The organism is Pigmentiphaga kullae (assembly GCF_004216695.1).
Lineage (GTDB): Bacteria > Pseudomonadota > Gammaproteobacteria > Burkholderiales > Burkholderiaceae_B > Pigmentiphaga > Pigmentiphaga kullae.
The window spans coordinates 956159-969245 of record NZ_SGXC01000001.1; the positions used below are offsets into that span (position 1 = coordinate 956159).

The following is a 13087-nucleotide window of genomic DNA, read 5'->3' on the forward strand; positions in this document are numbered from 1 at the left end:
CTTTAGCGGCTCATCAAGAAGTCGACTAATGCGGCGGCGGGGGCCGAGAGGCCTTCGCGTTGCCGGAAGACCACGAAGAGTTCGCGCGCGGCCCAGGGTTCCTCGATGGGGACGAGCGCGAGGTCCAGCGTGCCTACGTAGAGTTCGCCGCTGTGCTGCGGCACCACCGCCACGCCCAGGCCGACGTGGACCATGCGGCACAGCGCGTCCAGGCTGCTGACGCTGATCTTGACGTGCAGCGTCGCGCCCAGCCGTCCCGCTTCCTTGACCAGCAATTGCGTCAGCGACGTTCCCTGCCCCATGCCGACGATGTTCTCGTCCATGAAGTCGCGCAGGCGCACCACGGGCGCCTTGGCCAGGCGATGGCGGCGCGGCACGGCCAGGACCAGGCGGTCGCTGCGGTAGGGCAGGTGTTCGAGCCGCTCGATACCCGGCACCTTGTTGGAGAAGCCCAGGTCGAAATCGCTTTCGGTCAGGCTGCGCAGCACCTCGCTGCTGGTCTGTTCGTCGATCTGGATGTCGACGTCGGGAAACACACGCTTGAAGGCGGCGATGTCCTCGGGCAGGAACTGCACGATGGACGACATGTTGCCGACGATGCGTATCGTGCCCTTGGCGCCGCTGGCGTACTGGGACAGCTCGGCTTCCATGCGTTCGATGTCGGCCAGGACTTCCCGCGCGTGGCGGTATACGGCCTCGCCTATCGGGGTGACCGAGATGCCGCGCGATTCGCGGTGGATTACCGGCTGCCCGATCACGCCTTCGATCTCGGCGATGCGGCGGCTGACGGCCGAGGGCGCGATGGCCTCGCGTTCGGCCGCGCGCGCGATGTTGCGTTCCTGGCAGACGGCGACGAACAGGCGCAGCGAGGTCAGGTCGAGTTTACGGACGAGATTGCTCATGATCTTGCCTTCCTGTCGCTGCGCCGATTGTGGCACGGCGGGCGACAGGGGGCAATGCGATCAGGCGCTCCGGCGCGCGGACGACAGCCAGGGGTACGCCCGCAGGTGCGCATCCTCGAAGGCGCGGATCTGGTCGGCCTTGCGCAGCGTCAGACCGATGTCGTCCAGGCCGTTCAGCAGGCAGTACTTGCGGAAGGGCGCGATGTCGAAGCCGAACGACGGCGCGCCGTCCGGACCGGACACGGTCTGCGCCTCGAGGTCGACCAAGAGTCGTACCGGCTCTTCCTGCGTGGCCAGCTCGAACAGCGCATCCACTTCGTCCTCCCGCAGCACTACCGGCAGGAGGCCGTTCTGCATCGCGTTGTTGTAGAAGATGTCGCCGAAGCTGGGCGCGATCACCGCGCGAAAGCCGTATTGCTGCAAGGCCCAGGGCGCGTGTTCGCGCGACGAGCCGCAGCCGAAGTTGGCGCGGGCCAGCAGGATGGTCGCGCCCTGGTAGCGCGCTTCGTTCAGCACGAAGTCCGGATTCAGCGGCCGGCCGCTGCAATCCTGGCCGGGTTCGCCCTGGTCCAGGTAGCGCCATTCGTCGAACAGGTTGGGGCCGAAGCCGGTGCGGCGGATGGATTTGAGGAACTGCTTGGGGATGATGGCGTCGGTGTCGACGTTGCCGCGGTCCAGCGGCGCGACCAGGCCTTGCAGGCGATCGAATTTTTCCATGATGGACTCCTTACAGGGCGCGCACGTCGACGAAGCGGCCGGCGATGGCCGCGGCCGCCGCCATCGCGGGGCTGACGAGGTGCGTGCGTCCGCCGGCGCCCTGCCGGCCTTCGAAATTGCGGTTGGAGGTCGAGGCGCAGCGTTCTCCCGGCGCGAGCCGGTCGGCGTTCATCGCCATGCACATGGAACAGCCGGACTCGCGCCACTCGAAACCGGCGTCGATGAAGACGCGGTCCAGGCCTTCCTGTTCCGCCTGCGCCTTCACCAGCCCGGAGCCGGGCACCACCATCGCGAGCCGGATGTTGGGCGCCTTGCTGCGGCCCTTGACCACGGCGGCGGCGGCGCGCAGGTCCTCGATGCGCGAGTTGGTGCACGAGCCGATGAACACCTTGTCCAGCGCAATGTCGGCGATGGGCGTATTGGCCGCCAGCCCCATGTAGGCCAGTGCCTTGCGCATGCCTTCGCGGCGGACCGGATCGGCTTCGGCGTCGGGATCCGGTACCTTGCCGTCCACGGCCACAACCATCTCGGGCGAGGTGCCCCAGGTGACCTGCGGCAGGATGGACGCCGCATCGATCTCCACCACCGTGTCGAACGCCGCCCCCTCGTCCGATTGCAGCGTGCGCCACCAGGCCACGGCCTGGTCCCACTGTTCGCCCTTGGGCGAGAACGGCCGGCCGCGCAGGTAGTCGATGGTGGTGTCGTCCACCGCGATCATGCCGGCCCGCGCGCCGGCCTCGATGGACATGTTGCAGATGGTCATGCGGCCTTCCATCGACAGCGCGCGTATCGTCGAGCCGGCGTATTCGATGGCGTGGCCGGTGGCGCCGGCCGCACCTATCCGGCCGATCAGCGCCAGCACGATGTCCTTGGCCACCACGCCGGGCTGCAGCGCGCCTTCCACGCGCACCAGCATGGATTTCATCTTGCGCGCGATCAGCGTCTGCGTGGCCAGCACGTGCTCGACTTCCGAGGTGCCGATACCGTGCGCCAGACAGGCGAAGGCGCCGTGCGTGCTGGTATGGGAGTCTCCGCACACCACCGTCATGCCGGGCAGCGTCGCGCCCTGTTCGGGGCCGACCACGTGCTCGATGCCCTGGCGCCGGTCCTGCATGCCGAAGAAGGTCAGGCCGAACGTGCGGGCGTTGTCCTCCAGCGCGCCCACCTGCGCGCGCGAGAACGGATCGTCGATACCCTGGCTGCGGTCGGTGGTGGGAACGTTGTGGTCGGCGATCGCCAGACAGGAATCGGCGCGCCACGGCGCGCGGCCGGCCAGCCGCAGGCCCTCGAAGGCCTGCGGGCTCGATACCTCGTTGATCAGGTGCCGGTCGATGTACAGCAGGCTCGTGCCGTCGGCTTCGGCGGCGAAGGCGTGCGTGTCCCAGAGTTTGTCGTAGAGCGTGCGCGGCATGCTTGGTCATCCATCATCGCGGGCCGGCGCAGGGCCGGCGGGCTTTCATGATAGGAGCGCCGGATACGGCGTGGGATGACGATTGGAGAGGGCTGCCGTCGCCGATGGCGGGGGGTCACTGCGTCATGCGTATGGCGTCGGTGCGCGCCATGCGCGGCGGATAGCCGTACCGCGCCCGGAACTGGCGGCTGAAATGCGGAATGTCGTTGAAGCCCTGGCGCAGCGCGATTTCGGTGATGGAGATGTGGTCGAAGCGCGGGTCCACCAGCATCGCGTTGGCTCGCGTCAGCCGTTCTTCCCGGACCCAGGTGCCGAAGGTCGTGTCGGCGGTCGAGAACAGCTTGTGCAGGTAGCGCTTGGAGATGTTCATGGCCTTGGCGACCGTGGCCGGATCCATGTCGGGATCGTCCAGGTGGCAGCGCAGGTAGGCCTTGGCGCGCGACAACAGGAGGGCGGCGCTTTGTGGCGGCGCGCCGGCCTCGAGATCGGGGGCGGTCTCTCCGCCCTGGAACGCCAGTCCAACCAGATCCAGCGCCATGTCGATGGCCTGGATGCGCGTATTGTTGTTCAGCAGCAGGCCTTCCTGCGCCAGCAGGCCCAGGTGGTGGGCCGCCAGCCGGCCGATACCGTTGCGGATGCTGGGCGTGACAGACAGGAAATGGCTGGGGTCGGGCAGCCGGCTCTCGAGCAGGCGGCGCGGGACGGACACCAGCAGGCGCGCGGTGGCGTCGTCGTGCGTGGACCGGTAGGGAATGGCCTTGTCCAGCAGGAACAGGCTTTCGGCGTCCACCACCGTCCGCTGGTGCGGATGGCTGACGACGGCGTTGCCCACCAGGTTGATCCCGACCAGGTATTCGTTCTGGTTGTCGCGCTCTATGCACCGGGCCGTGCGATGGATCTCCAGCGGATCGGAGCGGATGTAGATGAAGTTGAGCGGGCCGACGCTGGTGCGCGCGATCTGGTGCTGGAAGCGGTTGCGGCTGGCGGTGCCGATCTCGACCCGGGCGATCTGGCTGCTGACCAGCCGGGTGTACTGCTCGACGTTGTCCGAACTGACGAGGTCCTGGCTACCGAACGGCCCGCCCGGCATGGCGCCCCACATGTCCTGCGGCGGGTGTCCGATATGCATACCCATTGAATGGCGTTCCTCCAGGTTCCCGCCCGGCTGCGGCGCGCGCATCGGACCATGCTCGTCCAACGTAACACAGACTGGACGCCGGTGGCCGCCGGGCGGGGCCTCGTATTCCCGGGTTGCCAAGCGGGGGATCAGACACCGAGGTAGCGGTCCCGGACCTCCTCGGCGGCCTGCAGGGCCTCGGGCGTGGACTCGAACACGATGCGCCCCTTGTTCACCAGCAGCACGCGGTCGGCCAGCGCCATCGCGAACTTCAGGCGCTGCTCGATCAGCAGCAGCGTCGAGCCGCGCCGCTTGACCTCGACCAGCACCGCGTGGAGTTCCTTGACCAGCAGCGGCGACAGTCCCTCGGTCGGTTCGTCCAGCAGCACGACGCGAGGATAGCCGACCAGGGCGCGGCCTACCGCCAGCATCTGCTGCTCCCCGCCGGACAGGCCACCCGCCCGGTTGTTACGTCGCTCGGCCAGGCGGGGGAAGGCGGCATAGACCTCGTCCTTGCTCCACGACAAGCCTTCGCGGTCGTAGCGGCGCAGGTTGCTGCCCAGCTCCAGGGTCTCGTGCACCGTCAGCGAACGGAAGATGCGCCGCCCCTGCGGGACCAGTGCGATGCCCTGCCGGCTGATGCGTTCCGGGGTCGTGCCCGTGATGTCTATTCCGCCAATGCTTATCTTCCCCTGCCGTGGCGGTACGAAACCCGCCAGCGTGCTGACCAGGGTGGTCTTGCCGACGCCGTTGCGCCCCAGGATGGCGACCACCTCACCCCGGGCGGCGCCCAGGGTCACGCCCTGGAGGATGTAGCTCGGGCCGTAGTAGGTATGGACGTCCGCGACGTCGAGCAAGCGGGGATGCGTCGTGGTCATTCGCCTTCACCGAAATAGATGCGCCGGATCTCGGCGTTGTTGCGCACTTCTTCGGCCGTGCCGGTCAGGACCATCTGGCCGTTCTGCAGGATGGTGAAGCGGTCGGCCACCTCGAACGCCACGTCCATGTCGTGTTCGACCACGATCACGGTGACGTCGGACGGCAGTTCCTTGATCAGCGTCACGACGCTTTCGGTCTCCATCGCGGACAGGCCCGAGGTCGGCTCGTCCAGCAGCAGTACCCGGGGTTCGCCGGCCACCGCCATGGCCAGCTCGAGCTTGCGCTGATCGCCGTAGGACAGGTCGCAGACACGCGTGCGGCGATCGGAGGTGAAGCGCCAGTCGTCCAGCAGCGCCCGCACGCGCTCCCATACCGGCCCGGGCGCCGCCGCGCCACGCATCATTCCGTAGCGGGTGGACGACAGGGCCCGCACCGCCAGGTGGACGTTTTCTTCCACGCTGGCGTCCTGAAACAGCGAGGTGATCTGGAAGGTGCGCGCCAGGCCCTTGTGCGCGCGCCGGTGCGGCGGCAGCGCGGTCACGTCCTCGCCGAACAGCCGCACCTTGCCATGGGTCGGCGTCAGTTGCCCGCCTATCATGTTGAACAGGGTGGTCTTGCCCGCGCCGTTCGGTCCCAGCAGCACGCGGCGCTCGCCCACCGCGATGTCGATCGAGACGTCGGACACGGCGCGCAGGCCGCCGAACGAAATGCCTATGCCTTCGAGCTGTATGGCCGCGGATCTCATGAGGCCCTCCGGGCGCGCACGAGGTCGTGGGCCAGGGCGACGATGCCGCGCGGCGCGAACAGCACGGCCGCCACGTACAGCAGGCCCAGCCACGTGATCCAGCGGTCGGTGAAGCCGCTGACCAGGTGGCTGAGCAGCATCACGATGAAGGCGCCCAGCACCGGACCGGCCAGCGTGCCGGCGCCGCCTATGATGACCATCAGCGTGATTTCGGCCGAGATCACGATGCCGACCGACTCGGGACTGACGAAGCCCTTGTAGAAGACGAACAGCACGCCCGCGTAGCCGGCGAAGCCCGCCGAGATGATGAAGGCCAGGTACTTGTACAGCCAGACGTTGTAGCCCAGCGCCGCCATGCGCGGACCGTTCTGCTGGATGCCCCGCAGCGCGTGGCCGAAGGGCGATCGCGCCAGGACCGCCATCAGGCAGACCGCCGCGGCCGTGGCCAGGACGACCAGCAGGTAGTAGCCGCCGGTGTCGGCGATGGACAGGCCGGGCAGGCCCAGGTCCGGCCGGCCGATGCCGCGCAGCCCGTCGTCGCCGCCCGTGACCGAACGCCACGAGAAGGCCGCGGCCCAGGTGATCTGGCCCAGCGCGAGCGTGATGATCAGGAAGTAGACGCCCGTGGTCCGCAGCGCCAGCAGCGCGTACACCGCGGCCACGGCCATGGCGGCCAGGATCGCGGCGGCCGCCGCCAGCCAGAAGTTGGTGGACACGTGCAGGTACACGAGCCCGGCGGTGTAGGCCCCCACGCCGAAGTAGGCGGCATGCCCCAGCGACGGCAGCCCCGCGTAGCCCAGCAGCAGGTTCAGGCCCAGCGCCAGGATGGCGAACACCAGGCAGTCGATGACGAGGCCGGCGCCGTACGACGACAGCCCCTGCCCGAGCACGACCAGCGCGGCTGTGCCCAGCGCCGTGGCAAGCCAGGGGGAAGAGAATCGGGAAGCGGTCATGGCTTGCCTCATGCGCGGCCGAACAGGCCGTTGGGCCGGATGACCAGCATGGCCACCATGGGAACGAACATCGTGAACATGGCCAGCTCGGGAATGAAGGCCTTGCCCAGCGTGTCGGCGAAGCCGATCAGCAGGCTGCCGTACAGCGCGCCCTTCAGGCTGCCCAGGCCGCCGATCACGACCACGGCGAAGGCCTGCAGCATGACCTCGAAGTCGGCGCCGGGATAGATGCCCAGCATGGCGCCGCCCAGCACGCCCGCGACCCCGGCCAGGGCCGCGCCGGCGGCGAACACCAGCGTGAACACCAGCCGGATGTCGATGCCCTGGGCGCGCACCATGCCCGGGTCGTCCACGCCGGCGCGGATGATGGCGCCGATGCGGGTCTTCTCGATCAGCAGCCACAGGGCCAGCGCGACGGCGGCGCCGCAGGCGATCAGCGCCACGCGGTACTTGGGGAACACCATGCCGCCGTAGCGCAGCGCGCCGTCCAGGAATTCCGGCCGCTCCAGGGTCTGCGGCAGTCCGCCCCAGAACCACAGGGCGAAGTCCGAGATCACCAGCAGCACGCCGAAGCTCATCAGTACCTGGCCCAGCTCGTTGTGCTGCACGCGTTGCAGCAACATTCGCTGCAGGACGACGCCGACCAGGCCCACCACGGCGGCGGCGGCCAGCAGCGCCAGCCAGAAGCTGCCGGTGCGCGCCAGCACGCTCAGCCCGCAGTAGCCGCCCAGCAGGTAGAACGAGCCGTGGGCCAGGTTGATGATGCGCATCAGGCCGAAGATGATGGACAGGCCCGCGGCGATCAGGAACAGCAGCATCGCCAGCGACAGCGCGTTCAGTATCTGGATCGAGTAGAAAGACATGGAACGGCCCGCTCGCTACTTCGCCCACTCGTTGGCGATGTCCCGGTAGGGCTTCATCTCCAGGAATGCCTTGGGCTCCCAGGTGTAGAACTGGGAGATGGCCGGCACCTTGGTGACGGGTTCGTTGACCAGCTTGCCGTCCACCCGCTTGACTTCGAACACGTAGATGTCGTGCACGGGGCTGCGGTAGTCGTCGAAGCGGAACGGTCCGCGCGGCGCGGCGAACTTCACGCCCGCCAGCGTCTTGTTCACCTTGGCCTTGTCCGAGACGTCGCCGCCCAGCGCCTTGATGGTCTCGCCGATGGCGCGCGCGGCCACGTACGAGCCTTCCGAATAGAAAGTGGGCGTGCGGCCGAAACGCTTCTGGTAGGCCTTGACGAAGGCCTCGTTCTCGGGCGTCTTCACGCGGGCCGAGTAGTGCGAGGACGACAGGATGCCCAGGGCCGACTTGCCCTGCGCCTCGAGGATCATGTCGTCGGTCAGCATGCTGGAGCTGACCAGGGGCAGCGTGCCCTTCAGGCCGTACTCGTCGTACTGCTTGACGAACTTGATGGCCTCCGAGCCGGCGAACACCGCGGCCACGGCGTCGGCGTCCTTGACTTTCATGCTGGACAGGAAGGGCGCGAAGTCGGCGGTGCCCAGCGGCGGATACAGCGTCTGCACGATCTTGCCGCCGGCCTGGGTGAAGGTGCGGGCGATGCCGCCGGTCTGCTCGAAGCCCGCGGCGTAGCCGGTGGCGACCAGGATCAGGCGGCGATAGCCTTTGTCGTACAGCCACTTGCCGAAGGGATGGCTGGCCTGGCTGCCGGAGCTGTTGGTGCGGAAGATGTTGGGCGCGGCCAGTTGCTGCGTCAGGCCGTCGGCGCTGGCCACCGAGACGACGTAGGGAATGTTCTTTTCCACCACGTAGTCGCGCAGGGCGTAGGCGACGCTGGACGACACCACGCCGCCCAGGAAGGCCACCTTGTCGCTTTCCACCAGCTTCCTGGCCTTGGTCAGGCCCACGTCGGGCTTGGCCTGGGAATCCTCGAAGACCAGTTCGAGCCGGGCGCCGCCCACCTTGGCCCCGACTTCGTCCAGGTAGAGCTGGAAGCCGTTGCGGACGTCCTCGCCGATGGCGGCGTAGGGACCGGTGTTCGGGCTCATCACGCCGATCCGTATGGTGGGTTCGGCCGCGCCGGCACCGGTGCCGGTCAGTGCCAGGCCGGCGGCGAGCGTGGCCAGGGCGATTCGGGAATGGATGCGTTTCATGGGGTTCCCCAGGCGGGAGGTTATCGGAACGTCTTGGTGTTGTGCAGAGGCATAGTGGAAGGGTTCGCGGGCGGGCGCTTGCGCGTCAGCGCATGACCGGTTGAGTCCTGGCGCACGTCCGACCGGGGGTGTTCCCTAGCCCCGTGAGGCAAGCTCCGCGAAACGGCGCATGCCCAGCTTCACGCCCAGCGCCCGTTCGTGGGCCAGGCGCAGGTAGGGGTCCAGGCGCGCGGCGCGCGCCGCCGCGTCGCGGGCATCGCGCTCCAGCGCGGGCAGGCGGCCGGCCAGCTCCCGGCGGACGGCTTCGAGGTCGATGGAAGCCAGGCGGCCGTTCTCGACCAGCATGCGTCCGTCCACCATCACGGCGGCCACGCCTCGTCCGCTTTCGCCGAACACCACCTGGCGCGCGGCGTCGTTGAGCGGCAGGTAGACCGGATCGCGCAGGTCCAGGAAGGTGATGTCGGCCTTGCGGCCTTCCGCCAGCCGGCCGATGTCCCGTTCCAGGCCCAGGACCTGCGCGCCGCCCAGCGTGGCGGCGCGCAGCGCGTCGGCGGCCTGGGGCGGGCCTTCGTCGTGGTCGGTGACGGCTGCCTGCAGCACGGCCAGCTTCATGGCCTGGAACATGTTCTGCGCGTCCGAGCACGAGCAGTTGTCGCAGCCCAGCGCGACGCCCACGCCGTGGTCCAGGTAGCGGCGCAGCGGGGCGATGCCGTTCTTGGTCTTCAGGTTGCTCATGGGATTGAGCACCATGCGCGTACCCGACTTCGCCAGCATGGCCATGTCGCGGCGGTCCAGCCAGACGCCGTGCGCCAGCGTCAGCCGGGGGCCCAGCAGGTTCAGGCGCGCCAGGTAGCGGATGGGCGAGCCGCCGTCTGCCTTGAACAATTCGCGGGCCGCCACCGCCTCCATGCGCGAGATGGCTACGTGCGAGAACATGCGGCGGCCGTGCTCGCGGGCCAGGTCGCGCAGGGCCGTCAGCAGCGCCGGGCCGCAGCGCTCGGGGCTGGACGGGCAGACGGCCCAGCTCACCCGGTCATCGCCGCGCGCGGGATGGGCGGCCAGGATGTCCGCCATCTCGGCCACGGCGTCGCGCATGCCGGCTGGCGGCGGCGGACCGGCGGCCAGCGCCGCGGCCTCGGCCGGCAGGACGTCGCGCAGGAACGGCATGGTGTCGAGCGCGCCCACGTCGGCGACCTGCATGCCCAGCACGACGCGCAGGCCGGCGTCCTCGTAGGCGCGCCGCACGACCTCGATCTGGCGCCGGTCGAGAGGCCACAGGCTCAGCATGTCCTGCACCGTCGTGATGCCGCCCAGCAGGCATTCGGCCGCGCCCACCAGCGTGCGCAGGCGCAGCTCGTCGTCCGAGCGCGGCGGAAAATAGCGCGGCAGCGCGCGGAAGGTCCAGCGCTCGAGCGACATGACGTCGAAGCAGCCCTTGAGCAGGACGTCGTGCGAATGGTAGTGCGCGTTGACCAGTCCCGGCACGGCCAGCCAGCGCGAGCCGTCGACGACGCGTGCCGCGGCGGGCAGCGGCATCGTGCCGTGCGGGACGATGCGTGCGATGTGCTTGCCCGCGATGGACAGGTCGGCCTGGAACGGCTGGCCGGCCGCTTCCGGATCGAGGATCGTTACCCCGCGTATCACGGTGGCCGGGGCGGCCAGGGGCGCATTCTCAGGCACGAGCGTTCCCCACGCGCGGCTGGTCGTCCAGATGCATGGCCAGTCGCGTGTCGCGCGCGTAGCGCGGCCATGCGGGCAGCGACGGCGCCGCCGGCACGCCGTTGCGCGCGAAGGCCAGCCAGGCCGCGCGCATCGTGGCCGACAGGCGTTCGATCGCCTGCGGGCCGCCCGGCCCAAGCATCGGCGAACCGTTCCAGGCGCGCTCGGTGCCCATCAGGAAGGGCAGCTCCAGACAGTGGCAACTGCCGAAGTCGGATGCGGGCGGCTGCCAGTCGAAGCGGTAGAAATACACGCCGGCGCCCGCCGCCGAGGCGCGGTCCGCGTAGCGCAGCGTTGGCGTATCGAAGACGAAATCCGAGATCCAGTCGCTGAACAGGTCGGCCGCGTGGATGTCGGGACGCGCCTGGTGGCGGCGGGCATAGTCGCCGGCCGCCGCGTCGCCGTACAGCGCCTGCAGGCGCGCCTGCGCGCCGTCGTGGTCCAGGCAGGCCATGCGCGGGTCCCGCGCGAAGAAGGCCTGGCATTCGCGCGCTGTCACGCCCATCAGTATTTCGACGCCGGCCATGGCGTCGGCCGCCAGCGTGTCGAAGCGGAAGTCCGCCGGCAGGCCGGGCGGATGGGCCAGCAGGTGGAAGGGCGGCGCGGTTTCGCCCAGCTGCGCGGTCTCGCGCGCGACGGCGCCCTGCGCGGCCAGGATGGTGGCCACGGAAAGATCCCGCGCGCGGTCCGGCGCATCCGCCAGGCCCAGGTGATGCAGGAAGCGTTCGCCCATTTCGCCCGCGCGGTCCGTGTCCAGCGCCCCGATGCCGTAGGCGCCGCTTTGCAGGATGACCCGGCGTATGCCCGGTCCGGCATGTCCGCCCGCGAACAGCGCGGCGATCGCGTTGGCGCCGGCCGACTGGCCCATCAGCGTGATGGCGTCCGGGTCGCCGCCGAAATCGCGTGCGTGTTCGCGCACGAAGCGTATGGCCCGGGCCTGGTCCAGCAGCCCCAGGTTGCCGGGCGAGAGCCCGTTTGCGTACAGGTAGCCCAGCGCGCCCAGCCGGTAGTTCACGCCCACGACCACGGCGTCGCCCTCGCGCGCCAGCCGGCAGCCGTCGTACCAGTCCAGTCCGCCGCCGCCGCTGGAGAATCCGCCGCCATGCAGCCAGACGATCACGGGCCGGTGGCCGCCATCGACGCCCGGCGTGGCGATCGTCAGTTGCAGGCAGTCCTCGTCCTGCTGGCGCGAGAAGTCGCCCATGACCGCAGCCAGCCGCGAGGCAGCCTGTGGCGCGATGGGCATGGGGCGGGTCGCGTCGCGCGTTCCCGTCCACGGCCGCGGCGGCTCGGGTGGAGCGAAGCGCAAGGATTCCACGGGCGGCCGGGCATACGGCACGCCCGAGAACCACAGCACGCCGTCCCGGCGCGCGCCGCGCAATCGCCCTTCCTCCAGGCCGACTTCCACGAACCCGCTTGCATCAACGCCCATGTCGCACTCCATTGCCAGTTCGGAGCGAGTATGGCGTCCGCCGCCGCCGCGCTCTTGTCGTGGAGTGCAGTACCGCATGCGCAGGAATGTCCTGCGCTGTATTGCGCTGGGTGACAAGCGGCGTTGCACTCCGGCGCAAGACCGCGGCGGCGGCGCGATGCCAGTATGGATGCCATTGCAACGAAGGAGGATCCAATGAGCGGAGACATCGATTCGGTCAACCACCTGGGTATCGCCGTGCGCGACATGGACCAGGCCTGCGCCCTGTACGAGCGCCTGGGCTTCACGCTGAGCCCGCTGTCCGTGCATTCGGGCTCCAAGGCGCCGGGCGAGGCGCCCGTGCCCATGGCGACCGGCAACCGCTGCGCGATCTTCCCGAAGAACTACATCGAGGTGCTGGGCATCGTGAACCCCGGCGCCATGGACTGGGGATGGGAGCGGTTCGTGGACAAGTTCCAGGGCGCCCACATCATCTGCTTCGGCTGCACCGATGCCGCGACCGTGCAGCGGCGCCTGGAGGACAGCAAGGTCGCCAATTCCGGCGTGATCGCCTTGCAGCGCGACATCGGCACCGAGGACGGCATGCGCACCGCGCGCTTCGACTGCGTTCACTTCGACAGCGCCGCCACGCCCGAGGGGCTGATCCAGGCGGCTCGCCACCGCAATCCCGAATACGTCCACCAACCCCGTTACCTGGGCCATGCCAACGGCGCGACCTCGCTGGCCGAGATCCTGCTGGTGTCCGAGCATCCCGAGCAGACCGCGGCACGCTACGCGGTGCTGAGCGGCCAGCCCAGCGTCAGGCAGGACGACGGTTCGTTCCTGATCCGGCTGCCGGTGGTCACCGCCCTGCGCTTCATGGGGCCCGAGCAGGCCGGCGTCGAATTGCCCGGCACGCTGATGGCGCCGGCGCCGGCCATCGTGGCCGCGACCTTCGGCGTGCGCGACCTGGCCGCGGCGCGGGCGTGGGTGGCGCAGGCGGGCTTCCCCATCGTGGACGGCCCGGGCCGCTTCATGGTGCCGGCCGAGAACGCGCTGGGCGTGGCTCACCTGTTTCGCCAGGAGTAAGTCCGGCCAGCGATCTCGGAGCGAGATGGC

12 protein-coding genes are annotated in these 13087 nt (G+C 69.3%); 1 reads left to right on the forward strand and 11 read right to left on the reverse strand.

Annotated features, from left to right (window positions below):
* Window positions 1-2: 2 nt before the first annotated feature.
* The 11 genes from EV675_RS04700 to EV675_RS04750 all read right to left on the reverse strand — a co-directional run bounded on the left by EV675_RS04700 (window position 3) and on the right by EV675_RS04750 (window position 11989).
* Window positions 3-902, reverse strand: a complete 900-nt coding sequence (locus tag EV675_RS04700) for a LysR substrate-binding domain-containing protein (protein WP_130356228.1) — start codon at window positions 900-902, stop codon at window positions 3-5.
* A 60-nt stretch (window positions 903-962) separates the two neighbouring features.
* Window positions 963-1619: a 3-isopropylmalate dehydratase small subunit gene (gene leuD, locus EV675_RS04705; protein ID WP_130356229.1), complete on the reverse strand. Its 657-nt coding sequence runs from the start codon at window positions 1617-1619 to the stop codon at window positions 963-965.
* A gap of 10 nt (window positions 1620-1629) precedes the next feature.
* Window positions 1630-3030, reverse strand: coding sequence for a 3-isopropylmalate dehydratase large subunit (gene leuC, locus EV675_RS04710; protein ID WP_130356230.1), 1401 nt, complete (start codon window positions 3028-3030; stop codon window positions 1630-1632).
* A gap of 115 nt (window positions 3031-3145) precedes the next feature.
* Window positions 3146-4159 (reverse strand): helix-turn-helix domain-containing protein, encoded by a 1014-nt coding sequence (locus tag EV675_RS04715; RefSeq protein ID WP_165404429.1) that lies wholly within the window; start codon window positions 4157-4159, stop codon window positions 3146-3148.
* Between the two features lie 137 nt (window positions 4160-4296).
* On the reverse strand, window positions 4297-5025 hold the full coding sequence (locus tag EV675_RS04720; RefSeq protein ID WP_130356232.1) for an ABC transporter ATP-binding protein: 729 nt from the start codon (window positions 5023-5025) through the stop codon (window positions 4297-4299).
* Window positions 5022-5771, reverse strand: coding sequence for an ABC transporter ATP-binding protein (locus tag EV675_RS04725; protein ID WP_130356233.1), 750 nt, complete (start codon window positions 5769-5771; stop codon window positions 5022-5024). The genes EV675_RS04720 and EV675_RS04725 overlap by 4 nt, the downstream gene beginning before the upstream one ends.
* Window positions 5768-6724: a branched-chain amino acid ABC transporter permease gene (locus tag EV675_RS04730; protein WP_165404430.1), complete on the reverse strand. Its 957-nt coding sequence runs from the start codon at window positions 6722-6724 to the stop codon at window positions 5768-5770. The genes EV675_RS04725 and EV675_RS04730 overlap by 4 nt, the downstream gene beginning before the upstream one ends.
* A gap of 8 nt (window positions 6725-6732) precedes the next feature.
* Window positions 6733-7587, reverse strand: a complete 855-nt coding sequence (locus EV675_RS04735) for a branched-chain amino acid ABC transporter permease (protein WP_130356235.1) — start codon at window positions 7585-7587, stop codon at window positions 6733-6735.
* Between the two features lie 15 nt (window positions 7588-7602).
* Complete coding sequence (locus tag EV675_RS04740; protein ID WP_130356236.1) at window positions 7603-8838, reverse strand: ABC transporter substrate-binding protein; 1236 nt, start codon at window positions 8836-8838, stop codon at window positions 7603-7605.
* Between the two features lie 135 nt (window positions 8839-8973).
* A complete protein-coding gene (locus tag EV675_RS04745; RefSeq protein WP_130356237.1) occupies window positions 8974-10518 on the reverse strand; it encodes an amidohydrolase family protein in 1545 nt (514 codons plus the stop codon).
* The gene (locus EV675_RS04750; RefSeq protein ID WP_165404431.1) at window positions 10511-11989 is read right to left on the reverse strand and encodes a carboxylesterase/lipase family protein; all 1479 of its coding nucleotides are present in this window, start codon (window positions 11987-11989) and stop codon (window positions 10511-10513) included. Before EV675_RS04750 ends, EV675_RS04745 begins: the two co-directional genes overlap by 8 nt.
* A gap of 195 nt (window positions 11990-12184) precedes the next feature.
* Here EV675_RS04750 and EV675_RS04755 point away from each other — a divergent pair, with 195 nt between their 5' ends.
* Window positions 12185-13057 (forward strand): VOC family protein, encoded by an 873-nt coding sequence (locus EV675_RS04755; protein WP_165404432.1) that lies wholly within the window; start codon window positions 12185-12187, stop codon window positions 13055-13057.
* Window positions 13058-13087: the final 30 nt, after the last annotated feature.